This is a genomic window from Microbulbifer mixtoriginis (SeqCode) (assembly GCF_052466765.1).
In genome coordinates, this window is sequence record NZ_CP174289.1 from 4053065 (window position 1) to 4077554 (window position 24490).

Annotated in this window: 23 protein-coding genes; 11 read left to right on the top strand and 12 right to left on the bottom strand. The window is 42.5% G+C overall.

Features of this window, described 5'->3' with window-relative positions:
* Nucleotides 1-146 precede the first annotated feature (146 nt).
* The 3 genes from tnpA (at nt 147) to ACJJIV_RS17680 (ending at nt 2505) form a co-directional block, all read left to right on the top strand.
* Nucleotides 147-533 carry an IS200/IS605 family transposase gene (gene tnpA, locus ACJJIV_RS17670; protein ID WP_444891724.1) on the top strand — a complete coding sequence of 129 codons (387 nt, stop codon included), beginning with the start codon at nt 147-149 and terminating at the stop codon, nt 531-533.
* A 1098-nt stretch (nt 534-1631) separates the two neighbouring features.
* A complete protein-coding gene (locus ACJJIV_RS17675; protein ID WP_444889780.1) occupies nt 1632-1964 on the top strand; it encodes a hypothetical protein in 333 nt (110 codons plus the stop codon).
* Between the two features lie 196 nt (nt 1965-2160).
* Entirely contained in the window at nt 2161-2505 is a 345-nt protein-coding gene (locus tag ACJJIV_RS17680) for a hypothetical protein (RefSeq protein WP_444889781.1), read from the top strand.
* Nucleotides 2506-2891: 386 nt separating this feature from the next.
* On the opposite strand, the gene ACJJIV_RS17685 is transcribed toward ACJJIV_RS17680, so the two are convergent.
* The 3 genes from ACJJIV_RS17685 to ACJJIV_RS17695 all read right to left on the bottom strand — a co-directional run bounded on the left by ACJJIV_RS17685 (nt 2892) and on the right by ACJJIV_RS17695 (nt 4817).
* Nucleotides 2892-3251 carry a hypothetical protein gene (locus tag ACJJIV_RS17685; protein WP_444889782.1) on the bottom strand — a complete coding sequence of 120 codons (360 nt, stop codon included), beginning with the start codon at nt 3249-3251 and terminating at the stop codon, nt 2892-2894.
* 265 nt (nt 3252-3516) lie between these two features.
* Nucleotides 3517-3852, bottom strand: a complete 336-nt coding sequence (locus tag ACJJIV_RS17690; RefSeq protein ID WP_444889783.1) for a hypothetical protein — start codon at nt 3850-3852, stop codon at nt 3517-3519.
* Between the two features lie 608 nt (nt 3853-4460).
* Nucleotides 4461-4817, bottom strand: a complete 357-nt coding sequence (locus tag ACJJIV_RS17695; protein WP_444889784.1) for a hypothetical protein — start codon at nt 4815-4817, stop codon at nt 4461-4463.
* Nucleotides 4818-5769: 952 nt separating this feature from the next.
* On the opposite strand from ACJJIV_RS17695, the gene ACJJIV_RS17700 reads away from it, so the two are divergent.
* Nucleotides 5770-6528: a thiaminase II/PqqC family protein gene (locus ACJJIV_RS17700; protein ID WP_444889785.1), complete on the top strand. Its 759-nt coding sequence runs from the start codon at nt 5770-5772 to the stop codon at nt 6526-6528.
* Nucleotides 6529-6949: 421 nt separating this feature from the next.
* Nucleotides 6950-7915, top strand: a complete 966-nt coding sequence (locus tag ACJJIV_RS17705) for a DUF2279 domain-containing protein (RefSeq protein ID WP_444889786.1) — start codon at nt 6950-6952, stop codon at nt 7913-7915.
* Between the two features lie 91 nt (nt 7916-8006).
* Here ACJJIV_RS17705 and ACJJIV_RS17710 read toward each other — a convergent pair whose 3' ends face one another.
* The 3 genes from ACJJIV_RS17710 to ACJJIV_RS17720 are packed head-to-tail and all read right to left on the bottom strand — an operon-like array spanning nt 8007 to nt 10381.
* Nucleotides 8007-8942 carry a TauD/TfdA family dioxygenase gene (locus ACJJIV_RS17710; RefSeq protein ID WP_444889787.1) on the bottom strand — a complete coding sequence of 312 codons (936 nt, stop codon included), beginning with the start codon at nt 8940-8942 and terminating at the stop codon, nt 8007-8009.
* Nucleotides 8935-9705, bottom strand: a complete 771-nt coding sequence (locus ACJJIV_RS17715; RefSeq protein WP_252082512.1) for a class I SAM-dependent methyltransferase — start codon at nt 9703-9705, stop codon at nt 8935-8937. Before ACJJIV_RS17715 ends, ACJJIV_RS17710 begins: the two co-directional genes overlap by 8 nt.
* On the bottom strand, nt 9683-10381 hold the full coding sequence (locus tag ACJJIV_RS17720) for an iron-containing redox enzyme family protein (RefSeq protein WP_444889788.1): 699 nt from the start codon (nt 10379-10381) through the stop codon (nt 9683-9685). Before ACJJIV_RS17720 ends, ACJJIV_RS17715 begins: the two co-directional genes overlap by 23 nt.
* A 1067-nt stretch (nt 10382-11448) precedes the next feature.
* Here ACJJIV_RS17720 and ACJJIV_RS17725 point away from each other — a divergent pair.
* From ACJJIV_RS17725 to ACJJIV_RS17735, 3 genes are all read left to right on the top strand, one after another.
* Nucleotides 11449-11691, top strand: a complete 243-nt coding sequence (locus ACJJIV_RS17725; RefSeq protein WP_444889789.1) for a hypothetical protein — start codon at nt 11449-11451, stop codon at nt 11689-11691.
* A 235-nt stretch (nt 11692-11926) separates the two neighbouring features.
* On the top strand, nt 11927-13276 hold the full coding sequence (gene pcaB / locus ACJJIV_RS17730) for a 3-carboxy-cis,cis-muconate cycloisomerase (protein ID WP_444889790.1): 1350 nt from the start codon (nt 11927-11929) through the stop codon (nt 13274-13276).
* Nucleotides 13273-13689, top strand: coding sequence for a nuclear transport factor 2 family protein (locus tag ACJJIV_RS17735; protein WP_444889791.1), 417 nt, complete (start codon nt 13273-13275; stop codon nt 13687-13689). Before pcaB ends, ACJJIV_RS17735 begins: the two co-directional genes overlap by 4 nt.
* A gap of 63 nt (nt 13690-13752) precedes the next feature.
* On the opposite strand, the gene ACJJIV_RS17740 is transcribed toward ACJJIV_RS17735, so the two are convergent.
* Nucleotides 13753-16869: a cellulose binding domain-containing protein gene (locus ACJJIV_RS17740; protein WP_444889792.1), complete on the bottom strand. Its 3117-nt coding sequence runs from the start codon at nt 16867-16869 to the stop codon at nt 13753-13755.
* Nucleotides 16859-17035, bottom strand: a complete 177-nt coding sequence (locus ACJJIV_RS17745) for a hypothetical protein (RefSeq protein WP_444889793.1) — start codon at nt 17033-17035, stop codon at nt 16859-16861. Before ACJJIV_RS17745 ends, ACJJIV_RS17740 begins: the two co-directional genes overlap by 11 nt.
* A 598-nt stretch (nt 17036-17633) precedes the next feature.
* Between ACJJIV_RS17745 and ACJJIV_RS17750 the strand changes: the two genes are divergently transcribed.
* The gene (locus tag ACJJIV_RS17750) at nt 17634-19718 is read left to right on the top strand and encodes a neutral/alkaline ceramidase (protein WP_444889794.1); all 2085 of its coding nucleotides are present in this window, start codon (nt 17634-17636) and stop codon (nt 19716-19718) included.
* 89 nt (nt 19719-19807) lie between these two features.
* On the opposite strand, the gene ACJJIV_RS17755 is transcribed toward ACJJIV_RS17750, so the two are convergent.
* Complete coding sequence (locus tag ACJJIV_RS17755; RefSeq protein WP_444889795.1) at nt 19808-20725, bottom strand: haloalkane dehalogenase; 918 nt, start codon at nt 20723-20725, stop codon at nt 19808-19810.
* Between the two features lie 493 nt (nt 20726-21218).
* Here ACJJIV_RS17755 and ACJJIV_RS17760 point away from each other — a divergent pair, with 493 nt between their 5' ends.
* Both ACJJIV_RS17760 and ACJJIV_RS17765 read left to right on the top strand, forming a co-directional pair.
* On the top strand, nt 21219-21704 hold the full coding sequence (locus tag ACJJIV_RS17760; protein WP_444889796.1) for a hotdog fold domain-containing protein: 486 nt from the start codon (nt 21219-21221) through the stop codon (nt 21702-21704).
* Between the two features lie 242 nt (nt 21705-21946).
* Complete coding sequence (locus ACJJIV_RS17765) at nt 21947-22429, top strand: hypothetical protein (RefSeq protein WP_444889797.1); 483 nt, start codon at nt 21947-21949, stop codon at nt 22427-22429.
* 123 nt (nt 22430-22552) lie between these two features.
* Here ACJJIV_RS17765 and ACJJIV_RS17770 read toward each other — a convergent pair whose 3' ends face one another.
* From ACJJIV_RS17770 to ACJJIV_RS17780, 3 genes are all read right to left on the bottom strand, one after another.
* Nucleotides 22553-23062 carry a 6-carboxytetrahydropterin synthase gene (locus tag ACJJIV_RS17770; RefSeq protein ID WP_444889798.1) on the bottom strand — a complete coding sequence of 170 codons (510 nt, stop codon included), beginning with the start codon at nt 23060-23062 and terminating at the stop codon, nt 22553-22555.
* Between the two features lie 275 nt (nt 23063-23337).
* Nucleotides 23338-23787 (bottom strand): endonuclease dU, encoded by a 450-nt coding sequence (locus tag ACJJIV_RS17775; protein ID WP_444889799.1) that lies wholly within the window; start codon nt 23785-23787, stop codon nt 23338-23340.
* Nucleotides 23788-23927: 140 nt separating this feature from the next.
* Nucleotides 23928-24485, bottom strand: coding sequence for a DUF1415 domain-containing protein (locus ACJJIV_RS17780; RefSeq protein WP_444889800.1), 558 nt, complete (start codon nt 24483-24485; stop codon nt 23928-23930).
* Between the last annotated feature and the right edge of the window lie 5 nt (nt 24486-24490).

Here is a 24490-nt window from a genome sequence, read left to right on the forward strand (position 1 = left end):
TGCAAACAGTGCAGGCAAGAAGATCCCTAATTAACACACAGGTAAACCACCGCCTCTGGCGGTGAGACTTGACAAGGCTCAGCCGTTCCGGCGTGCAGAGTAAAAATATGGCCTCCATGAACGGGCAAGTTCTAGAAGGAGGCCATATACGAGATTGGCAGTGCCAAGCTCACGTGAAACATTATTGCAGGTACCACGTGGTATTTGTGCCCAAGTATCGAAAGAAAGCGTTATTTGGGACATTGAGGCGGGAGATTGGAGCAATATTCCGAGACTTATGTCGTCAAAAGGGCATTGAGTTAGTCGAGGGGTACACAATGAGGGATCACATTCATATGCTGTTAATGATTCCTCCGAAGTTTAGTGTTTCCAATACGGTTGGGTTTCTGAAAGGAAAATCTGCGATCCAGATATTTCGGAAGTACAAGCATGTACAGAGAAATTTCACAGGAAGACACTTTTGGGCTCGGGGTTACTGCGTGAGTACAGTGGGGCTTGATGAGCAGATGATTCGAGAGTACATCAAGAATTAAGAGGTCTAAGAACGCCGGCAAGAGCAGATTCAACTAGCGGGGTTGTAACTAGCCCCCTCTGGGGGCTTTCACCATACCACCCGCTATGCGGGTGGTTGCTGATTTGTTTAGAGAATGCTTTGCCAGTTCGAGCCAGAGCCATCATGAATAATTGGCATGCGTGAAATAAAATTTCAGTATAAAGCATCATTCTCTTTACTGGTCATTAATAAACAGTATTCACCCTTGAGGGCCTTGAAAATTCAGCCTTGATATTGTTCGCACTTTTCTGGTGGGGCAGTACCGCTTTTCATGAATAGTTTGTTAACCGTAGCTTTTTTAAGTTGATTAGTTTAGATCAGACTCAATAAATATTCGCCCAGATACCGCTTGATCCTGATGGTGCAGCGGTGCTTGATCCATATATTCGTCACCAGATTAGACACCCTGATTAAGGGAGCTCCTAAATTCTGATCGGTGCTTGTGTAATATTCTTATGTACATAAATCGCTGAATTTTATGTGGGCGATATGGCAGATGCACAGAAATAAATGAAGGGCCTATTTGTGCGCTTAAAGTCTTTGATATCAATACTGTTTTTGTCAGCACCCGCACTCAGCACAGATTTCACTTTTGAAATTTGCCAAATTCAGGTAACTAATAGTGAAGCGTTTATTAAAAACTGAAGTAACTATGCCTCATATAATAAGTGTGAAAGTGGAGGATGGGTTGCATGGCCTTTACAGGAAGGTAAAGGCGAAGCCATATAGACACGGCATTGACAGCATTTAGTTTGGGAAAAGGTGTGCAGATACGTGTAGATGGTGAGACTTGTTTAGGGTTGTATGACGCTACCTCAATGATTCGTATCGTTAAGTAGATGTTATAGATCTGCGATTAAGTAGTGCAGTATTGAGAATGCGGCAAACACCCCTAAGGCCAATTATTATGGTAAGGAGGAAAAGAACCTTGTAGGCAAGGGGGGAATTTGGAGTTCATATTGTTAAATAATATAAGATTCGTTAATATATATTTAAAATTCAGTGGCATCTTTTGTCTTAAATTGTCGCTGTATTCTTAGCAGGTTGGTGATTTTTTGAATTATTTTAAGAGGTGTATATGAAAAAAATATTGGTGGCATCATTGGCTTATTTTTTTCCAGCAATGGGGTTGGCGGAAGAGTGGATCACTCACAGCGATACAGTAGTTTCAATTGATATTTGGCCGAGTAGTGCCACTGATGACTGGGGGATAAAATTTTCTCCAACTACCCAGGCGCATAGCACTTGTCCGGATGGTTTTTATGTTCCACTGGAGGCAAAAAACAAAGATGTAACCTACAGTGCCGTGTTAACTGCCTTGAGTGCTGATAAAAAAGTGGCGGTTCAGTTTAAGCCTTCCATGGCGCTTAATGGCAGCTGCAAGGCGAACCGTGTTACGCTGAAAAAGTAAACTGCCTTTGTTTATTTAGATTGAATATGTTTTGTGATTGAAGAGGTTGAAATCTTAGGTTGATCTTAAGCGTGAAATGAAAGTACAAGCCCTAAATTCTTAGGATGTTTTTTTTGATATCGGGCTGAGCTCGCCAGTAAGAATACATCTTTTTCACGTTGGTTAATGTCGAGTATTTATAAAGAAAGAAGAGAAAATGTCTTTTAGAGTGTTGTTTAAAAAAATATCCTGCTTGTTACTGCTCTCTCTCACTTCCAGCGCTGCTCTTGCGCTGGATGATGAGGGTAAGGAAATTCGTTTGGTGGAAGCCCTTAGTGGCGATATGATTTATATACACTTAAAAGAGCCTACCAGTAAAAAGTCAAGTTGCTCAAAATATGAGACGATTATTGCTTGTTCAACAGCGAACAACTCTTTTTGCTCGCATGCGCTCTCTATTGCCCTGGCTGCCCAGGCATCTAACCGAACAATTGATTTTCAGATCAGCGAAGCCTCATGTATTGGTAGTGCGGCTGAATTCACCAGACTACGTATGCGCTAATTAATTTTACTGGTCGCTAAATATAATATGAACCTAGCGAAATTTAATGGTTAGTTAAATTATATATTAGCGTCTAGTTGAGTTTATTGTAAAAGTCTCATCTTGAGTCAGTAATTGCTAACTAATCGGGGGGATGTGTTCAGGATTTCTTTGCTTTTGAAGTGAGCAGGTTTGAAAGCAAAGAACTGGTTGATACCTAGGATAATAGTTAGAGTTTTTATTGATAAATTTCTGCTAAAGGCGTGGTCTGGTATTTTTCAAGGATAACGATTTTATATCAATCCTTATGGTATACCAGCTTATTAATTAGGCAGCTAGCCAATTTTAGTTTGGTTGGCTGCCTCTTTACTTCATCGGCACTACATAAGTATGTCGAAATCTAGAGATTATTTAGAAAGCGATATATTGTAGCCTTTACACCTGTTACTGCCATCCACGCCGTCCCAGTCATACCAGACCATAACTTTCTTGTCAGCCATAAATGCGGCTAAAAGGGCTGTATACTGTTCATCTTTATTCGGCTGGCTTGAGGGAACTATAAAACCTTTCGCGTTACCTATATTAAAGTTACAGGTGCATGAGGTTGAACTCGATGGCTCTATCTCATAGTACAGGTAATCATTGGTTTCTACCCATACTTTAGACACCGTGCCTGTGCAACCAGCTGCAGTTGAGGTGGCTGCCCCAGTGATACTTGAACTCAAAAGCAATGAAATTGCGGATCCAGCTTTAACAATATTTCTCATGTTGTTTTCTATAAAAGGTTTTATGCAAATCTTATAATGTAAAAGTGTAATAACTATTCAATAATTGTACAGTTGAAGGGGGGGGTTGTATCAATTTTTATTTATGGTTAGGATTTGCTTTGACCTATAGGTATTTATGTGTGGGGGGTGGGGGAAATAAGATTTTAGGCCTATTAATGCGGAAATCCTCCAGTCAACAAGCCCCTACACTATCGCCAAATATACCGAAAGAAGATAAAGGATTAGTCTAATGTTTCTGTACTATTCAGTGTAATTCTAGCGAGGTAAAGCTGGTGTATCCTCCAAAACAGGTTTCACCGGCAGATCCAAATTCAACAGCTTGTCCTGTAGTTTTGGCTGTAAGTAAAATTGATAAAGCTGCTTGGACATTCTGTGAGGTGTTCCCTGAACCATCCCATCTTAGGGAGGAATTATTCCCGCAATTTGCTTTATCTTCAATTGTTTCATTCAAGTAGACAAAGCAGTGATTGTGGTCAATGTGACAGCCGACTTTCCGAACTGTACTAGTGGTGCTGCCAGCAAAGGCATCATAGGTAAACAAAAAGGAAGCTAAAACAAATATGGCGGATTTTAATTTCATATCCTAATTTTCCATAGAAACTATTTTCGTATGATTCACAGCGGATCGCCCAGAAAATTTGTCTTTTGACGCCACTGTAAGCTTTCTATTATTACGTATTTGAATCCCTGTGAAAACCTTTAGATGCTAATAAATACTAGTACTTTTCTGCAAAAAGAAGCTTACTTCTAGCGCTTGCTGATAAAAAGTTGTTGAACTTTTAGATGTACTTTTTATTAATATCTGCTGTAGGTGAGTATGGCAGGTAATACAAGCAATTTAAATTAAAAGTTTTATTGCTCATTCTCCCTTCTAACAATAATTTCTAGGGTGCTAAATATTAGTGTTGTTATAGGCACTTTGTAATTGTTTAGAGTTGCCATTGGATCTTGAAGGTATAGCGAGAGTAATAGTTTAAGGTTTATCCCTTGGTTGTTAACTTTGATTAAAAGGTAAAAAGATTGGTATCGATTTAGGTTGATGTAGATGTGGTAATGATCATCTTAACGAGAGTTATTAAATTTGATGTTTAAAGCGGTCAGTGAAATTGTGCATATACAATAGGCAGTAGCCCCATATCATTTAACTCGAAGACATGGAGCTCAATTGTAAATGGCTGCTGCTTTAGATTAGTCTACTAATTCAATATAGAAAATAGACTCTCTATCTGGCCAGTCTGAACATTGATGAGAACCAGTTACTTTGACCTTCTTCCCTTGTGCTTGTGCCGATAGCACAAGAGAGTAAACAGATTTTCCAAACTCATCCAGTTTAACTGTCCATTGTATTGCAGGTTTATTTGATTCTGGACAAATCGGTGCATCAAAGTAAGGGTTCGTAGAAAACATCAAAACTGGAACATCCATAGTACGGTGAACCATAATGTTTTGAACGCTTCCCCCAGCCTCACCGGAATGCCCTGCGAGGGATTTCAATGGTAATAAAGAAAAGATTGAGAGGGCCAAAAATAAAATCTTAATTCTCATTAGTTAATTTACCGTACCTATATAAGGGTATAAAATTCACTCAATATTTGTGGTTCGTCCAAGAAGTCAGAAAGAAAGCTTCTTAGACCCTTTGAATCCACTGAAGATAACTGAGCTATAAAGTTATCATCAATAGCTTCTGTTATATTATCATAGTGAAATATTTTTATATACCATTTCAAATGGCTTTCTTTTTTGTTTCACAAGTTTTTATTGTATGAGTGACGAGGCTTGAGATAAATATTTTGAGGGTGAGGGAGGGTTAAGTAGCTTTTAACTGATAGTCCAGTGATAGAGTGTGGTTATTAAACTGTGTCCAAATAGAAAGGCTCAGATGCCGTTAGGGCTGGTGATTAAATTTACTTAATGATTATGATAACGGTTAGAGAAATTTTTGTAATTGATTAATTTTTTCTGTATTACAACTTACTTCATTAAGAGTTTGGTGTTGGATAAGAGAAAGTGAGGCAATGTTAACTTTTCTTTATGAATGTGGGAAATCATCTGTGGGTTCTGACCCTTCCGTACAAGTTTTTATTCTGGTGAAGCTAGTTTCCAATTAAACTCCAATGGTAATTTTCGCGGCTTGACCTAGTTGAGGTTGAGATCACCGATCCCTTTATCCTGTGATCGGTAAATTAAAGTTAAATTCAAGGTTCAGTAGAGGGTTTTCTTGCGCACTTAATATAAACTGTGTTGTTTATTGAGGTGAATATGTGGGGCCGGCTAAATGTCAGTTTTGAAAGTTTTTATGCAAGGAAAATTTATTCATTTTTAATGAAAGCAGTTTCGTCTTGCTGGTAGCGATTTATGTCTATTGTTAATTTTAAATGAATGATATCTCCTCTGGTGGTAATTTATCTACATTATCTTTTGAGGTTTCTTGAGGCGGCTTAATTAAACCTCCTAAAGGGTGCTACACTTAATGTTTTAATTGCGGGGATGCCATAAGGTGACTTTAGGATTTTTTGCCAGGATGGTGGTTATTGTGACTTTCTTTGTAATGGCTATGGCGGATTCTGTAGCTGAGGCTGTTAAGGAAGAGCGAAATAAGGCCGAGGAGTTAATTCAGCGGCTTGAAAAGAAATATCTTAGTAATGAAGTTCCTGTCATTCTCCAGAAGCTAGAGAAGAATGAGTTGTCAATGTCAGTTATAAACGCTTTTGCACTGGAACAGCGTTTGATTATTCAATCTGACCTTCGCAATAACGCACTCTCATTGCATCGATTCGGTGATTCTTCAAGTAAAGTGACTAACAAATTCTTTTATCGTTTAGTGGTTAATGAAATGTCAGCCAGTGAGCAATTACCGGCTCTCATTCAGGCGCTTAATATCTCGGAAAGTAAAATTACTAAGTATCGTCCACTAGCTGGAGCGCAAGCGTATCCAGCTTATACAACATGGCTGGCAAATTATGCGCAACCTGCAGAGATTGCGGCAGCTCTTTTAATCAACTTTCAAAGTTTTGGTAAAAATGTCGGCCGTATGGCAAAAGCACTTAAACAATATAAGGGATTGTCTGACAGTCAGTTGGAGTTCTTAATCAATTTTAGCATTTTACCTTCTGGTTTTAGAGAGCAGGCTATAGCAATAGTGGCACAAGGCTTAGCTTCCGGAGTAAGTGAGTCGGATATTGAAACTCGCGTAAGGCTTATTCAAGCCTATGAGAGAAATTTTTGGAGTGCACTTTCAAGTATTGATAGGCAGTAAATTTATATGATGCAATGTTGTTGCACGCTGATCTTTACTAATCTTTAATTTGTAGCGTCAATGCTTGGCGGCTAGTCGATTATTCATATTAAATAAATTACATTACCTTTATAGAGGCTTTACCGATCATGGGGCGGTGTTTGTATTTTGATGTATTGTCTTGAAGTGAGTTGTTCCAGTATTAATATAAGTTGATTCAATATGCCCGCCCCCACTTTTTTGGCGTAATAATTTCCTTTAGGTCTGTTTCTGGACCTTGTCTATATTTATTCCTATGCTTAATGATTGGTATATGTAGAGCTAATAAGTAAGGTTGAGCTATCAAATTTGGCTTCACTGCTAAGATAGCTTGCTTTGTCATACAACACTTACCCTTGAATGTGATAACAGTTGAAGTCGGATTTTCCTATTAAAGGAATAAATGGAAATGATGAATCGTGTAATAGCTCAGATAATTTCTTTGGTCATGCTTTTTGCTATGTGGAGCTTTGAGGGGTTAGCTAAAGAGGTGGCCAGCCCTGTAGGCCGTAATTCAGTGTACTTCGAAGAATCACCAAGATTTGGTTGTGTACAGCAGTATCCGGTGGCTGATTCTAGATGGCATGGCTTTAAACTGCCTAAATTCAAGCAGCATCTTTCTACCATTCCATTTGAGGCTGCAGGAGTAGCTGTTTCCACTTTAGCGATTGGTTTAGTGGATTGGGACTGGGGATCTAGTAGTTTTGGTACAACTAGTGAGGGTTTCTTTGAGGATGATACTGCCAATGGTGGTATGGATAAGCTCGGTCATGTCTATGGGAGCTATCTTCTCAGTGAATTCTTTACAGATGCCATTCACTGCAAGGCTGATAATGCTGTGGGGGCGGAGGCTAGTGCAGTTACTCTAGCTTGGTTGAGTATGTTATTTGTGGAGTTAGGCGATGGTTACTCTAAGGAGCATGGCTTTGCCTGGGAGGACGTTGTTGCCAATACTGCAGGGGTAGGAATCTCTTACCTAAGACGGAATATCCCCGGGCTTAGGGAAAAGCTGGATTTTCGTCTAGAATATCTTCCGTCGGGTAATCGCTCTGGCTTTAAGCCACACTCAGATTACTCGGGGCAAAAATATCTACTGGCTATGAAGTTAAGTGGCTTTGGGTTATCACGGAGAAATCCTCTTAATTATTTGGAGTTTCATGGGGGGTACTTTGCTCGGGGTTTCACTTTGAAAGAAAAAGAACGAGACGACCCTTTGCGTAGAGAGTTCTATGTTGGGGTTGGAGTGAATATAGGGGAGCTGCTTTTTGGCAGGCCTGGAGTTAGAGAGAGTACTGGAGGCCGATTTGGACGGAAGTTTTTTGAATATATTCAGCTTCCTCATACTTATGTTGCTAGTGAGAATGATTAAATTGGATCCGACTTTATAATTACTTACCCAGTAGACTAATGCACCTAATTGCCAGGCCCCCGGAGAAGATTCTCCTGGAGCCTGTAAGCACTTAATCTATCCACACCCTTGTATATATTCGTTTTTGCTCGGGTGTGTCTATAAATTCATCGCGATCGTGCAAGACTCTAGTATTGTCAATAAAAATCATATCACCAGAATTCATATAAAAGCTAACAACATTTTCTTTGTTGTTTAGTTCTCCATCAAGAAGATCCAGTGCTTGAAGTACCTCTGCCGTTAAGGGATTATTGACTCGTTGATGGCCTTTCTCTATCCAGTAGCGCATATAGCGGATAGAAATTTTGCCATTGGCATAGCTGAAAATCGGGAAATGATTGTTCAGAATATTCTGAATATCTTTATCGCTCCCTGGTGTGACAAGATCTCGAATGTAATTCTTGTAGAGCAGCTCTAGTTTTTTAGGTGCCTGTTTCTTGAGATTTTGATGTACCTGGGCTGCAGAAACTACTTTAGATTTACCACCTTGAATCGCGGGGGTAATACAGCAGAGACCTAAAATATTTGGTTGTATGGCTCGTTGTGAGCTATCTGTATGTACACCAGTTGCTGCGTTAGTTTGTGAAACAGGAATGGCTTCGTCTTTATAGCTTTTGCCCGTATCTAAAATTCCGTAGAGTCTACCGTAGGTATCAATAGTCTGCCCCATTGCCAGGCTGATTTTGAGAAACAGAAGATTTAGTGTTGCTTGATCAAAGCCTTTTACTCCTCGAATCCATGTAACACCATTGCCATCATGGATTTCACTTTTGATTTTTTGGGCGAGCTGATCAAACTGAGGGGTGGCAACAGAATCTGCTTGCAAAGCCTGAATAGGGTTGTCCTGCGCTTTAGACCATTCTTGTAGGGCTTTGATTTCATTTGGCCAGTCACTAGGCCAATTAAATTTCCAGTTGGGTTTAGCTTCCAACTCTGCGGCTGTCCATGCCTGTGCACGGATAGTCTCGTCAGGCGCTATATCAATCATTTACCTTCACCTTAAATAACACATGCAGTGGATAGCCTTTTAGTGGACCAAAAAATTCAGGGTCAAATGCCAGATGTTCATCCGTTACAGCTAATTCTTTGACTTCGGGTAGGCTGTTAAAGCCGGCTTTAGCAAGGGCTTCGAAGTAGTGTGCAAAGGTTTTATGTACACAGCGAACAGAGACCGGGACACCATCTCTACGCCAGATTTTCCCCTCAAAGGTCTTATTTATACCGTCGAGATAAGATTTTTCACCATGTTCAAAGTAAAACGGTGGGCTTTCTTCCCTCATAAATGGGAGGCAGGGATGGGGTACGGTAAAGACAAAAGTACCACCTGCTACCAGCAAAGAGCGTACTTTACTCATTACCTGAGTCATTTCTTCGATAGTCAGGTAATTGAAAAGGAATACGGCAATGGCCTTGTCGAATCTGGTTTGTGGAAATTGATTAAATGAAACTGCATTGCCCACGGTATAAGTTGCATTAGATAGCTTGAGTTCCTTAGCCATCGATTGTGCTTGAGCTATCATTTCAGCAGAAGAGTCAACTCCAAAAATTGACTTGACACCAGCCTCTATCAGCATGCGTGATACATAGCCCTCTCCACAGCCAAAGTCTAGGATATCTTGGTCTTTGATTTTGCCCAGAGCCTCTAAAACACGAGGTCTTGCCGTGAAGTCGCTCAACAGTATTTTTTCTGATCTAAGCCAATTCGTGGCTTGTGCATTATAAATTGATTCAGTTGATATAGGTTGGTTCATCCTGAGCCACTCCTGATACTTGTGTGGTTGTCGAGTTATAATTTTTGTCGATGATTTTTGTATTGTTGTATGCTCGTGCAAGCATGCCATCCCAAAAAGCAGCTCTTAAATTCAGAGCCTTAGTTGCACCCTGGCGAAGACGCCTCCTTCCTTCCTCTGTCTCGGCAAAAGTTAATGCGATCTGGTTGAGGCTTTCAGCATGATCATCGTCGATTAGAGTGTGAACGGAAAAGAAGCAGTAGTCCTTGGGCTGAATTTCAGGTAAATGCTTCAACCCCTTTTCTATATATGGATAAATTGTACTTACTACATGCTCTGTTCCTATCCCTAAAGCTCCTATTGCTTCCTCGGTAGAGCCATAAAGTAATACCATTGAAAGCATGTCATACCAGATGATTGCATCATCTGAAAGAGGTGTTTCTTGTTTACCCTGTGTGACCTTTTCTTTAAAGCGGGTAAAAAGATCAGCATGGGGGATATTTTTTATCCACCTTGGATCTATTCCATGGTGATTTAGTATTCGGAGTTCATCTTCCTCATAATTACCAGATTCTTCGTTCAGGTTTTCCAAGAGTATATTTCGGTGCTCCGGAATGGTCAGCTTGGAGATGGCTGCACTTAATAAGTTAATAAATCGGGATGTGTATAGGCTGTATTGTTGTGCAAAATCAGCCACAACGTAAGGAAAATTTGGCAGGGATGCCTCGCTAAATTGTATTAAATAGCTATGATTTACAGCCCTATGGTTAAGTGCTTCCTCGGATAGATCTTCCAGCCAAACTCGGCTTGTGTTGCTCGTTTTAATGTTAAAATTCCTTTTCTAGATGTTGATGGTATAGCTTGTTTGCTTTTCAGGTTGTCAATGCACATCCTGTGCCCACTAGCTTTAAGTTTATTGTTTTTTGATAGAATTTCAGTATACGAAGTTGGATTTTTATTGGCAATTGTTAAATTGTAATTGATTTCCCGTGGGCGCTTCTTATTTTATGGTTTTTTGTTAGCTGTGATTCTTGGTGATTAGATTTCTATACCTATTTGGGGGTATTTGCTTTCTTTAAGAGAGAGTTGATGCAGGTTTAATATTTGTTTTGTTTTCTTTTGAATGGTGAATGATTTTTTGTGTGCTCAAAAATTTTTTAAAAAGCATGCTTTATATTTTGTGCTTTATAGTTTTTGATTGATGTAGCTGTAGGCTTTCTGGTTGTTAATGACTTCATTCTTGATATTTTTATGTTTTTTGATTTCCTGTCTTGAGGTGCGGGTGATTGATCTAAATCAATGATTTCAATATCTAACTGGGTTAAAGGGGGTTGCTCTTGTGTTGGTCGGTGTGTGAGAAGGGTATAGTTGTCGCACTTGTAAGTCTCACTGGTAATATTTTTGTGTGATCTAGGTGCTTTAAGGTTGCTGTCTTTAGGGTTTCCAAAGATGGCTTTTCCTGGTTAGTATGGGTTGATACTGATTTATTTTCGCCTGCTCGAGTTGACTTCTTTGTAGTTGCAAAAAAGGATTAAGTGGTGGCTTATTCTTGGTGGTTATAGAGTATATATTTTATTTTTTCAGTCAGTAACATTAACGATTGTTTAAGAATTTGTGGGTATTTGTAGTCAGGTTCTTGAGGGGATGTTCTTATAGAGCCAATTACACTAATAGGAATGGTTCGACATAACTATAGTAGGTTTCATGAATTTTCATGTTTTATATGCCAAAATTATAGTTCATTAAGCGGTAATTGGACCAATGATGAAATTGGAAGAAGATGTAGTTGATGCAATTGAAAGTGGCCAAATGATTCAAGCTATGAAGCTTCTGCGTGAATACAAGAATATTAATCTTAAAGAAGCAAGATTAATTGTTAACACCTATGTACGTGAAAAAAATATACAGTCATCACCTGCAGAATTACCTGGTCGGGCGGGATTAATTGGGCTTCTGCTCCTGTTGGCTATTACCGGATACTTAGCATTTGGCCTAGGTGCTGGTTAGCGCCGAATATCTCAACTTTGCTTCAATTTGATTACATAGTTTCTTAATTTGACCCGGTTAAGTTTACCAGCTATGGATCATACCAATGTCTCTGAAAGTTGGGACTATTGTCTACTCTTTAAAGAAAATGTGGCATATGTACTCTGATGCTTGTATTTGCCTCATTTTATGCTCTTCTTGATTATTACACTTTGCTTTAAAGCGTTGCTGTTACCTGTTATTTGGGAGGTTAACAATGGCTGCAACTCTTATAGACTCGCAGGTCTTTTCTGGTCTCTTTAGCACTCCTGCCATGAGTGAGATCTTTTCTGACCGGCAAAGAGTTCAGTACTACTTGGATGTAGAGGCTGCCTTGGCCAGGGTACAGGCGAGACTTGATATCATTCCCAAAGAGGCAGCAGATGAGATTTGCCAACATTGTCGTGCTGAAGAAATTGACCTTGAGCAGTTGAGATCCCAGACAGAGTTAATTGGCTATCCGGTATTTGGAGTTGTACAGCAGTTAGTTGAGCGTTGTAAGGGGGGGCTAGGGCAGTGGTGCCACTGGGGCACAACAACTCAGGACATTACCGACACCGCTACTATATTGCAGATTCGTGCAGCATTAAAGCTTGTGGAGACGGAAGTAGATGAAATCGCCGGTGCGCTGGCCGCTCTAGCCGAGGATTACCGGGATACGCCAATGGTTGCGAGAAGTAACCTTCAACAAGCTGTACCAATTACCTTTGGCTATAAAGCAGCTGTGTGGTTAGCGGGTTTTCATCGGCACCAGCAACGGCTTGCAGAAATTAAGAAACGAGTCCTAGTCGGGGAATTTGGTGGTGCTGCGGGAAACCTAGCCTCCTTGGGAGATCAAGGCCTAGCGGTGCAGGCTGGACTTATGAAGGAGCTTAATCTCGCTATACCTGTTATCGCCTGGCATACCATGCGTGATCGAATAGCTGAAGTCGCCTGTCTATTGGGGTTAATCACCGGCACTCTGAGTAAGATAGCCCTAGATATCAAACTGATGGCACAGACAGAAGTCGGGGAGGTCACGGAGCCCTTCACTGCGGGGCGCGGTGCTTCTAGCACTATGCCGCAAAAGCACAACCCAGTTTCCTCAGTATATATGAGTGGAATAGTGCCCATTGTGCGACAACAGGTGGCGGCGTTACTCAATGCTATGGAGGAAGATCACGAGCGTGCGACGGGAACCTGGGAGATTGAGTGGGTGGTTCTTCCTGAAATCTTTTGTTTATCCGCTGCGGCATTGGCACAGGCGAAGTTCGCGTTGCGGGGTCTCAATGTACACCCAGATAATATGATGCGAAATTTACAGATGACTGGAGGTTTGGTTTCTTCTGAAGCGGTGATGATGGGGCTAGGCCCAAAGATTGGCCGTGAGAAAGCTCACGATCTTGTTTACAAAATTTGCTGTCAAGCAATGGAAACTGATCGACCATTTGCGGATCTATTAAAGGAGAATAATGAGGTTTCTAAGGCCTTAACCGATAATGAAGTGGATAAGCTGCTTGATCCCAATAATTACCTTGGGCTTTGTGGTGAGATGGTGGATCGAACTTTGGCTAGGCAAGATAAATGATGAAGAAACCTGTAGATACTAAAGAGACCGAGCAGCTCTGTTACCAATATCTATCTGCCTTGGAGCGGGGGGACTTGGATACACTTCTTTCACTGTTTACAGAACATGCTTTGGTCTATTCGCCAATTTTTGGGAAATGCTCAGTAGAGAGTTTTTATTCCTATATTTTTCAGTCAATTAGTGATCGTGCTATGAAACTGAACAATATACTTTCGGGTGTGTTAAAGGCTAACCAAGTTGCATTACATCTTAGCTATACCCGGTCAGTAGAAGGAAGAGGTCCGGCCACAATTGATGTGGTAGACCTCTTCGATTTAACGGAAGATTTCAGTACTTTTATGGCTGTAACAATTATTTATGATACCGCACCAATTCATGGGGACTTTATATCTTGCAAAAATGCTCCGCAATAAATCACTTCTATTTTTTAATGGATACTAGAATTTTTAGAACTCCTTTCTAATAGCTAATAGGGGCTATTTTACTGATACAGCAGCAAAAGCTTGCAGTAATCCAGTTTTTGGTGTGCTATTAGGGGTAGGACAGTTAAAATTTTCTGAGTGCCCATAGTTATAGCCATACAGCAAGTTGCAGGCCATAACTTTATGTTCGGCTGTTGTTGGGTGTACAGAATCACCTGTCGGTACAATATTGCCCTGATCAACAAGAAGAATCTTTACCGGAGGAGTGATACTAGCAATAGTACTCTTGATTTTCGTGTTGTAATAGTCCGTACAATGGTTGGAAGGGTCCTGACCATCCAAGTTTGTTCTACGGGGAATGGTGGAAATTACAAAGGCAATTTTATTATCCGGTATACCCATTGCACTTAGGTGGCTGTATATTTTGCCCACCAACGTTGTTTTATCTCGAGCATTATTGCTAGAGATAATGCTTTCCACTACTTCGTCTAGGCGCTTAGCCGTTAGGCTCCCAGCCTTCGGAGCCGCACTACATTGGGTAGCGCCATTCCGATTGAGATGGGTGATATCGTTTGTGCCCAGTTGGATAGGCACAATAATAGCATCTGATGCCGCCAGATTTAGGTTTAATGGGCAGGCTTGGTTGTCTAACCACCCTGCGCTATTACCACTTTCACGACACATTTCAGTAACGACAGAATTAAAGTAGGCAATAGCATCTGCGCAGCTGGCAGAGCTATAACCTGCTGGGATTTGATGGCCTGTAGGATTAAGAAAGCACTGCATATCGCTCGTACTTGCTCCAGGAATTCCGGTATGCCAGTAATTTCCAGTCTTTTTCTCTACTCCATCGGGTCCGGTTGGGCCACTCACAGTACCAATAGTTTCTACGGGCTGACCATTATAGCTAATGGTCAGGCTGCCGTTACTATCGCTGCTGCTTAGTGGAAAGCTGGATTTCCCATCAGAGGCCTCGACGATTTGCTGCCAGATTTGTGAGCGGAACCCCATGGAGTTGTAGGGCAGGGTGGTCATACCATAAGTGATTGAATCCCCGATAAACCAAAGTTTGATTTTACCGGTACCATCCTGAGAGGAGCTTCCGCGATCGTCGGGTTGGTTTCCGGCTACGGGGGGAGTTGCTGGATTGCCGGTGCCAACCTGGGATGAACCGCTGGCTTGGCAGGTGGCAGTAAGAGTTGGCTGACTATTGGTTCCGCTATACTCGCCATTAAATCCAAAGGCACGTGCCTCTCCTGGTGGAATAACATCCTGGCCGCTAGCGGTTACCGAGCCAGAGTGGTCAACCACCTCAGCATTCCAAAAGTGGGTTACTTTTTGGTTGCTCGGCCATTGCCATTTTATTTGCCAAGCATCCAGTGGCTGATCCCCGGTATTGCGTATGACAACATTGGCCATAAATCCATTACCCCAGTCATTTTGAATGGCGTATTCCACCGTACATTGACCTGAGGCTTGGGGTTGCTCTGCGGGTGTTGTGGGTGTTGGCTCAGTTCCAGTATTAGTGCCGTTCCCAGTGTTCGTACCTGATGTGGGCTCAGTGGTATTGTCAGGTTTGGTAGCAGTAGAGGATTCAAACCATTTTAGGGCAAAAGCGCGGAATTCAGACTCTGAGGGCAGAGCCCCCTGCTTGGTGTGATAGTTATTTAGATAGCTCTTGGTATCAGTGTAAAAATTTTTGTGGGTTTGATAAATCTCCTTTTTATTGCCATTGTTATCAATCAACCAGTAACCGACAAATTCTTTAATCCAGCTATCGTATTCGTTCCCGTACATCTGCCAGTAGAGAATAAAGGGAGAGCCCCACTCAAGAGAGGTTTTAATTACATTGCGAGACAACATATCTTGCGCTTCACCAGAGCGGGGGCCCCAGTCTTTAAACCAAGATTCACCGTAACCGTATTCACCGATAAACACCCGCTTTTCGAAGGGCAGGCCAGTTTTTTGCGGCAGTTTTGACTCAATAAAGTCCAGTGCTTTGGTTAGCTCGGTGTGTAGGGTGGCGAAATCAGAATGTTTCTCTTTGGTAGTCAGATCATAGGCTGAGTAGGAAACGAGGTCGACATTGGTGTGTGGTAACACGGCGTTGGTGATGCGCTCTTTACCCTGCATTGCGGATTCAACCCGATTCACCTCTACATAGTGATACAAGTTGACGTTGGAGTGGGGAATATTGGCCTTGGCATCTTCAATGGCTTTTTGGCGAATATTGAGCCAGTCGATCAATCCCTGAATTCGCAGCGGGTCAATCTTCACTTGGTTGTCGTCCCGTGTTCCATCGGCTTTTTGCACGAGGTTCCAGTCGCCCTCCCAATGACCGATCATAAACGTTTTACCTGAGCCGCTGTATTTCGTTAACAGATACTCGGCCATCGCATAAATCTTATCGTACTGCCAGGTGAGCTCTTCCTGAGACATGCCTTTATTGTCCATCCAAGATCCGGAGTCCTCCACCCAGAACATATAGTGGGAGAAGTCCATATCGAGCACTTCTCGGTAAGCGGGTACTTCTTCCAGCATCCGTTTGAACTGGTAGTCAAGGCCCAAGCCATTAAGTTCATCGTACAAGCCGGTAGACAGGGCGATCTTAAGTAGGTTGGACCCCATTGCGCGGATGGCTTTAGCGGATTCCACTAGAGAGCCTTCGCCTGTGAAGCTGTACTTGGGGCTGATAGTCTGGGTGCCCAAAATATAGTTGTAGCTCTCTATTGCTGATAGGGGCGGGCTGGTTTTCGGTGGCTCTGATGTTGTCGGTGGAGGGGTTTGCTGATTCTGACAACTGGCATTGATTTTGGAGGGGACTTGTGTTCCTCCAGAGTAGACGATATTAAAGCCAAAAGAGCGAGCCTCACCCACGGGAATATTGGCAAAGTCACCTGTACCTTCCGCTGTTGCAGTATTGCCATTTTGGGAAATTTTGGCATTCCAGGAGCCGTCAATTATCTGGTCTCCGGGCCATTGCCAATTAAGGTTCCAGCCATTAATAGGCTCTGTGCCAGTATTGCGGACCACTACAGAGGCCATATAGCCCTTATCCCATTGACTTTGGACATCCATATTGACCTTACAGTTGGTTGCGGCCATGGAGAGAGATGTGATGCCGAGTAAGAATAGGGAGGTGAAACCCGCTTTGAGTAATTTAATACGCATTTGCTAACCACTGCTTATTCATTATTTGCAACTCATCATAGGGCCCTTTCTGGGCAATAAAGTTTCTTTCTGGAATATCGGGATTTTCATGACTAAATAGCCAAGGTATATTTTTCTCTATTTTCTCCCATTTGTAGGTCATTTTATCTGAAAAAGACTTGGCCATACTTTGATCCCCTTCCCAGCATTCCTCAGTGATTGTTTACTGGAAGCCTATGAGTTTTATCGGTCTTTTTTTCATTACGTCCTTTATCGCCATGGTAGATGAGCGGCTGATCAGGTGTTTGTTAGAACGCGCGAGTCATCTTTTTATTGTTGTGCTTTATAAGATGAATAGTGCTGTCAGTTGGCGCAAACAGAAATAATTAATTGTTATTTCTGTTTTTTATTGGGTTGGTATTACTTTGAAATTTATTATGTCAGATTTATTTTGGCGGCCGTTGAGTTCTATTAACCACACTGACTGGGATAATTAGAGTATGCTGGCACCCGCGTGCCTTTACAGAATAATAAACGCCTGGTGCGATCAAGGACATCGACCCTGCCGATCATTCTTCGCAGTTTCTAGAATGCTAAGGCAGCGGTATCAGGAAGAGAAACCGTTGTGAGTAGTTGGTAATTACTCACAGATATCCACTGGTTCGGCCAGTTTTTATCACACAATATCAAGCTGATTTTTTCGAAAGGGACTGGCTTCTTGGCGCCTTGAAATCAAGGATAGAGGGCCTTTGAAAGGACTTTCGTATAAAAATTATGGAGAAAAAATGAAGACAAAAATAATTCGATGGTATACCACATTTTTTATACTGCTTGGATTCTCCCCCCTGGCTCTTAGTGCAGAGTGGCTGTTAGGTACGGGTAAATACGATATCACTGGGCCAGCCGCCGATGTTGGTATGGTTGGTTATGGCGAAACCAGTCAGACAACCAAAGGAATTCATAGCCGCTTGTGGTCCCGTGCTTTTGTAATCGCCAATCCTCATGATAGTCAGCGTCTGGTATTTGTTTCCGCCGATTTACAGAGTATTACTCAAGGTGTTAAACAGGGTGTGGTTGCTAAGCTCAAGAGTAGGTATGGCAACGACCGCTTTACAGATGAAAATGTGATGCTCACGGCCACCCACACCCACGTAGGTCCTGGAGGTTATGATCACTATGTGATGCTCAATATGAGTGCACTGGGTTATGCGGAAGATAACTATAACGCGATCATAGAAGGTATCTACCAATCTATTGTTATGGCAAATAGCAGTTTGGCAGAGGGCGACATTTACCTGGAGCAAGGTACCTTGCTCAACACGAGTGTCAACCGCAACCCGGAGCCCTACGCGCAAAATCCGGATACGGGCAATTACCAATACGATACCAACAAAACTATGACGCAGCTCAAGCTGGTTAATGCGAATAATAAAGCATTGGGTATTATTAACTGGTTTGCGCTACACAATGTTTCACTCGGTACCAGTCAACGTCAGTTGAGTAGTGATCACAAGGGGGCTGCCAGTTATTTATTTGAGCAATGGGCTTCAAATCAGACAGACTCGACAGGAAATCTTGTTGCGGCCTTTGCCAATAGTAATCTAGGTGACGCTTCTCCCAATATTTGTGGCCCAGGGAATGGTTGTGGCTCCAGTGAATATGAGAGTCTTGAGTTGGCTGCAGAAAAACAGGCAAACAAAGCGAAGTCTCTTTACAGTACCTCGAACAATAAATTATTGAACAATCTTGATTATCGCCATCAATACATATATTTCCCCGGTTATACCGTAGCCGGGGAATATACTGGCGAAGGGCAGCAAAACATTTGCGAAGGTGCCGTGGGCTGGTCATTCACAGCTGGCTCTTCCTGGGATGGTCCCAGTGGGATTGATGGTATTTTCGAGGGGATGTCAGTTGAAAACGAAGGCACTGAGTGGGACCGCAGCGAAAGCCTATTCGAATCAGTGATCAGAGGTTTCCCGCTCTTTGGGTTAATGAACGCTTTCTCTGCGGCTGCAGTTTATAAGGATACACAGGATGATCCTTGCCAATATCCCAAACCCACTTTTGTTGAGCGTAAAGTAGTAGGGCAGCAGCTGTATACCCCTTATCTGCCATTTCAGATGTTTCGCATTGGGTCCCTGGTCCTAGTGGCAGCGCCGAGTGAAATGACCACTATGGCTGGTCGCCGCCTGGAGGAAAAGGTATTGGCCTCAATGCAGGGGCACGGTGTTGCCAGGGTAGTTATTGCCGGTTTGGCCAATGCTTATACCGGTTATGTGACCACTCATGAAGAATTTGACAGACAACACTATGAGGGGGGGCACACGATCTATGGGCCCAATACCTTGGCGGCTTATCAACAGATTTATACAGGTATGGCCAACGCCATGAATAATAATCTGGCGGTGGATGCAGGGCCGACACCAACAGATTTATCGAATGACCAAATTATTCATGTCATTGGTGTCGTCTACGATGATAAGCGCCTATGGGAATCCTTCGGCCAGGTTTGGAATGATGTACGTAGCAACTATTCTGTTGGTGATACTGTCTCCGCGAGTTTTCGCTCCGGTCATCCCCGTAACGATTTCAGAACGGGAGACACCTTTATAGAGATTCAACGTAAGGTAAATGGCAACTGGGAAACCTATCTTACTGACAATGACTTGGATACTCGCTTTATCTGGACACGGGATACTGCGGTAGACTGCCTGGCCTGCTCCTTTGCTGAAGGGCAGTGGGTAATTGGTGAGGATACTCCTGCGGGTACTTATCGCATAAAACACAAGGGAAACTGGAAAAGTGGCTGGACAGGGAAGGTTAGCAGCTACTCAGGCAAGTCGAGCAGTTTTACTGTCAATAACTGAGTTGTGTTGATTAAATTATTCGATTAGTAAATCAGGCCGTTAATTCGGCCTGATTTAGATGCAATGAACACTAATTTTTTAACTCTTATCTATTGGGCAGGTTTTTGTAGTTGAAAATGAGATAGGGCTTTTTCAGCAATTTCCTTGCCATATTCCTGTACGAAGTGACCAGCCTCTTCAATCTTGAGAGGCGGAGGACAATTTTTGATAATCCCCCTAAGCATTTCCATTACTTTTTCACCGAGTACGGCATCCCTCATTCCAATTGCCATATAGCTTTCGCCTTCCCAGGTCTTGGACCAGAAATTTCTGGCCTCTAGCCCCAGTTCTACCCCCTCCATGTCGGGATCAACGGGAACAATTGAGGGGAAGCGACGAACACCGGCCTTATAGCTGTTATCGGGAAAGGGAGCATCATAAGCCACTATATCAAATAGATTGATTTCCGATCTGGCATCAGTGGCAATTAAGCCGCCTACCGGTATCTCTGGAACACTGACAGAAAAATTTCTCCATTGATAAAAACCTTCCGAAGCGCCATCCCCCGCTGCAATCGCAGTATTCATTACCAGTAATCGTGTAAATCTTTCCGGCATATCCATTGGCAGAGTGAGGCCTAGAAGTCCACCCCAGTCCTGGCATACCAAAGTGATATTTTTTAGGTCTAGGTGTTCAATAAGTTGTATCAGGCTGTTGCGATGAAAATTAAAGGTGTAAGTATTGTCATCTGTTGGTTTATCGGAACGACCAAAACCAAAGAGATCAGGAGCAATAACCCGGTGCCCAGCTTCTATGAATACTGGAATCATTTTTCGGTACAGATAGCTCCAGGTTGGTTCCCCATGTAGGCAAAGAAATGTTGTTTCTGCATCAGAGGTGCCTTCATCAATGTAGGCCATACGCATTGAATCGTATCCATCCAGAGTATCGATGTATTTTGGTTGATAGGGAAAGCCTGGCAGAAGGGAAAAGCGCTCTTCGGGAGTTCTTAATCGCTCAATAGGCATTGGCAAGCCTCTTTTATTAAATGTTAGTATTTAGACTTTTATGATTTTAACTTACGAAATTGAACAATAACCAGCATACAAGTTAAAGATGGTTTTTAGGTTTTTTTGATTTTGCTGTAGATTCATAGGTAAAATTTCTTCAAGTATTACATGTTGTCGATAAGAAATGGTTCTCACAATTCACAAGCTATAGATAGATATTTAAGTTCCGGTGAATGTGTTTTTAGCTTTTCGACTTTTACTTTCTATTTAAATGCTAATTTCAGTGCAGGGTTGGCATGCATGGTTAAACTGTGGATGAGAGCCTACACAGGCTTGAGTACAGGTCATCTTCCGCTTCCTTTGTCTTTGGGCAACCCCTAGGCGCACTTGAGGGTCAATTACCCTGATAGTTCTGATTACCTGATTTAGAGAAGAGATGTTGTATAGTGCCCCCGTTAACAAGCCCCTTAGCAAAGGGCTTATCAGTAAACGGTTAAGGTAGTGAGACAAGATGGAGTATCAGTCCTCGAAGAGTGCAGTTTTGCAGCTTTGGAAGAAGTTTGGTGGTTCGGCGTTTGGGCGTTGGACAGTTTCGAAGGTGGTCGCTTTCAAAGCACCTTACTTTAGGTCTATTAAGCCCTGCTTTACTGAGGTATCACCGGGGCGTGTAGAAGTATTGCTGAAGAAACGTTGGGGAGTGACAAACCATATAGGCACAGTGCATGCGATTGCGATGTGTAATGCTGCCGAACTAGCCGGCGGGGTCTGCTTGGATGTTTCTCTGGATCGCCGCTTTCGTTGGATACCCGTGGGGATGGAAGTTAAGTACCTGAAAATGGCAAAAACCAACCTGCGTGCGGTTTGTGAGTATCCAGATTTTGCATCTATTCAGGTTGGTGATGTGGTTATGCCCGTGGGTGTCTTCGATGCTAACGGTGAGGAAGTGTTTCACGCGGACATCACCATGCGTGTATCTCAGCGCCCCACAAACAAGTAAAGGCTGCGGTTGGCAAATGGGGTTAGGTTTTTAGACTGTCACAAGTCGCGGAAATTGACCGAAATTGAGGGCAGGTAGTCCTCATAGTCCTTTTCTGAGTATCTGAAATATAACAGTCTTGGCCTAGATCACTGCTTATAATCTATACAGTCAATTGAACCTCGTAAGTGGATGTACGGAGGCCGTGAACGTCGTAAAATAGTTCACTTGTAAGAGTAATCGATCGACTGGCTGGAGGAGTTATGGGTTTAATTTGGGATATGAGTCATTCGATATCCGCCTTTGAAGCGGTAGAGGGGGATAATACTGAGTATAAAATATATAATGCGGAAAGTCAGGCATTAAGCAGTGAGGGTATTTATCAGGATCTTGCCGAAAGCCTTGAGTTGGCTATTTCCAAGCTAAGTAAAAATGTAAATGATAGTTCTCGTTACTTCTTTATTCAGTGGGAACCCATCAGCTCGCAATTAACCCTGACCGTCACGGATGACCAAAGAAAGAATGATGCCCAGGCTGTTGTTCGCTGTCACTTCACTGCGCTGGAAAAGCAATTTCAAGAATCTCAGTTTAAAACTGATGACGACAAACAATCCGCTATAGCTGCATTTTCTGAAGATTTACATTTTTGGTGCAAGGAGTTTCTTTCAACGGACCAAGGGTTTAGCCAGTTTTCTTTAGTCGCTCTTTTCACCTCTGGCTCGAGGGATAGCGCTGTTATTCTGTAGATTGCAGTACCTTTTAATATTCAGGGCTACTTTCATTAAAAACCAGTGAGAATAGCCTTGAAATGTACCCGAGTGGTCCACTCTAAGTGAAACTTGTTTTGCTATCACTATCCACTATTTTAATTACAGATCTACAGAGAACTCTGTATACCAATTGTTGGTTTCCCAGACTTTGATCTTTTCGAAATTAATATCTAGGTCTGAGCTATTGGCGGCAACTCTTTGATGAATGGCACCATGCCAAGCTTTAGCGAGGTTTTCGGAGCTTGGTTTAAAGGGTGTTATACACAATTTCCCAATTTTGGAGTTCGCTTGAATAAATTGTGCCTTTTTTTGTTGTTGATAGATTATGCCCATGTATTCTATGGAGTTAATAATTTCCTTTAAAAAGGGGTCTTGATAATCAATAATCGTAGCATGATCGCAGAGATCCTGAATCTCAGCTTTAAATATTTTTTTCAGGAATGACATGTCGGTGGGAGGATCTTGGTATTTTGCTCTGCATGTACATTCCACTCGATACCTGTAACCAACAAAGCCTTCTTCCAGCTTATTATCCTCTATATAGGCGTAATTTACTTTCTTGGTGATATTGAGGTCAAGGCAGTAGGTGATATTGAAGTATTGAGGCATTGGAGTGATCCTGATTTACTCAGATTACTATTGCTTGCTGCTGAGTATAATAGATATTTTGAGATATCTTGGGAGGGTTGATCAATATGGGGGAGAAGAGCTGAGCAGAAAGATCGATAAAAGAATTCCTAACAGCCTATTTTGAGATACAGGTCGCCGATAATAGTTTGGTATCCAATGAAAGATGTCCTCACTCTTAGCCTTAATTGGATTGTGGAAAGAATAAATTCAAAGGTGCCAAGGATAAGAAAATACATTAAAGAGATGGAGATGTTTCAGGCTCTGTTCCCACTTTGTCCAGTCATTACTGCTGCGCCTATCATATGCGCTAAACGCAGGGCTTCAGGCACATTGCCGTTATCAGTAGCTTGCTCAAGTATCTGGGCGGCAATGTTCGGGACACAGCCCTGTACCTGAAAGTAAAAATTACGGTGAGAATAAACCTTGCCTGCTTTAAGTAGAATCTCCCTGCGTAGTGAATAATCAGGGAAGTTTTTCAGGGCTTTATTAATGGCTGACATATCCGGTGGTTTACGCATTACCGCGATACAGGGGCGCTTCAAGGATTCAGCCAGTTTGGGGAGATCTATGATATTAAAGCCTCCAACGGCGACGCCATCAATCAGTACCACGTTAATCTGGGGGTAAAACTTGCTGCTTTGCAATATTTGCGTGATAACTTCAGTAGCATCCATGCCGTCTTTTTGTACCTCACCCCAGAGCATGCCTTCAAAGCGGGTATCGGTACATATTATCCCGCTGATGTTTAAGGTGAGCCCCGCTCTTTTTGGAAAGGGGCATCGTCAAAGCCAATAATGCGGAGTTTCTTCTTCAAGCGAAGAAGTTCTGCGATGGGCTTCATCGTTTATTTTTTCAGCTGCTGGAAAAGGTAAGGAAAGAGTTTTAGCTTCTCCTCCTGAGTAAGAGACTCTACCCGTTGGATATTATTTTCCGGAATAGCTTCCGGGTTTGGGTAAAGATCAATTATTTTGGCTAGGTTTTCTTCCCGCAGCAGGTGCAAAATCGGGTAGGGTGCCCGATTGGTGAGGTTCTCGGCATCCTCTGGGGCAGTACCTGCGAATTGATAGTCCGGGTGGAAGCTGGCCAGCTGATAGATACCTTCGTAATGGTTGCGCTTCAGTAGCCATTCGGCCTGATCGAGGAATTGATTGTAGTCAGCAAAATCCTTTAGGTAATTTGGAATAATCAGCAGGGTAGTCAGGAGTTCGTTTTCCGGCGTACTGTCGAGTCGTTGAAGCTCAGCAAGGAGGTCTGCTAGTAAAGCATCCTCGTTGTTTGCCTTACAGACCTTATAACGAATCTGGCCTGCGCGTAGTGGTTTGCGCGCAAAAGGGCAGAGGTTTAGGCCCACCACAACATCGGTGAGCCATTGTTCCACTGTCTGTGTAACTTGTTGCTCCATGTACC

Bases quoted from the DNA above. Each gene is read 5' to 3' on its own strand.
- ACJJIV_RS17675 (WP_444889780.1), top strand. From the start codon at position 1,632: ATGAAAAAAATATTGGTGGCATCATTGGCTTATTTTTTTCCAGCAATG.
- ACJJIV_RS17680 (WP_444889781.1), top strand. From the start codon at position 2,161: ATGTCTTTTAGAGTGTTGTTTAAAAAAATATCCTGCTTGTTACTGCTC.
- ACJJIV_RS17685 (WP_444889782.1), bottom strand. From the start codon at position 3,251: ATGAGAAATATTGTTAAAGCTGGATCCGCAATTTCATTGCTTTTGAGT.
- ACJJIV_RS17690 (WP_444889783.1), bottom strand. From the start codon at position 3,852: ATGAAATTAAAATCCGCCATATTTGTTTTAGCTTCCTTTTTGTTTACC.
- ACJJIV_RS17695 (WP_444889784.1), bottom strand. From the start codon at position 4,817: ATGAGAATTAAGATTTTATTTTTGGCCCTCTCAATCTTTTCTTTATTA.
- ACJJIV_RS17705 (WP_444889786.1), top strand. From the start codon at position 6,950: ATGGAAATGATGAATCGTGTAATAGCTCAGATAATTTCTTTGGTCATG.
- ACJJIV_RS17710 (WP_444889787.1), bottom strand. From the start codon at position 8,942: ATGATTGATATAGCGCCTGACGAGACTATCCGTGCACAGGCATGGACA.
- ACJJIV_RS17715 (WP_252082512.1), bottom strand. From the start codon at position 9,705: ATGAACCAACCTATATCAACTGAATCAATTTATAATGCACAAGCCACG.
- ACJJIV_RS17725 (WP_444889789.1), top strand. From the start codon at position 11,449: ATGAAATTGGAAGAAGATGTAGTTGATGCAATTGAAAGTGGCCAAATG.
- pcaB (WP_444889790.1), top strand. From the start codon at position 11,927: ATGGCTGCAACTCTTATAGACTCGCAGGTCTTTTCTGGTCTCTTTAGC.
- ACJJIV_RS17735 (WP_444889791.1), top strand. From the start codon at position 13,273: ATGATGAAGAAACCTGTAGATACTAAAGAGACCGAGCAGCTCTGTTAC.
- ACJJIV_RS17740 (WP_444889792.1), bottom strand. From the start codon at position 16,869: ATGCGTATTAAATTACTCAAAGCGGGTTTCACCTCCCTATTCTTACTC.
- ACJJIV_RS17745 (WP_444889793.1), bottom strand. From the start codon at position 17,035: ATGGCCAAGTCTTTTTCAGATAAAATGACCTACAAATGGGAGAAAATA.
- ACJJIV_RS17750 (WP_444889794.1), top strand. From the start codon at position 17,634: ATGAAGACAAAAATAATTCGATGGTATACCACATTTTTTATACTGCTT.
- ACJJIV_RS17755 (WP_444889795.1), bottom strand. From the start codon at position 20,725: ATGCCTATTGAGCGATTAAGAACTCCCGAAGAGCGCTTTTCCCTTCTG.
- ACJJIV_RS17760 (WP_444889796.1), top strand. From the start codon at position 21,219: ATGGAGTATCAGTCCTCGAAGAGTGCAGTTTTGCAGCTTTGGAAGAAG.
- ACJJIV_RS17765 (WP_444889797.1), top strand. From the start codon at position 21,947: ATGGGTTTAATTTGGGATATGAGTCATTCGATATCCGCCTTTGAAGCG.
- ACJJIV_RS17770 (WP_444889798.1), bottom strand. From the start codon at position 23,062: ATGCCTCAATACTTCAATATCACCTACTGCCTTGACCTCAATATCACC.
- ACJJIV_RS17775 (WP_444889799.1), bottom strand. From the start codon at position 23,787: ATGCTCTGGGGTGAGGTACAAAAAGACGGCATGGATGCTACTGAAGTT.
- ACJJIV_RS17780 (WP_444889800.1), bottom strand. From the start codon at position 24,485: ATGGAGCAACAAGTTACACAGACAGTGGAACAATGGCTCACCGATGTT.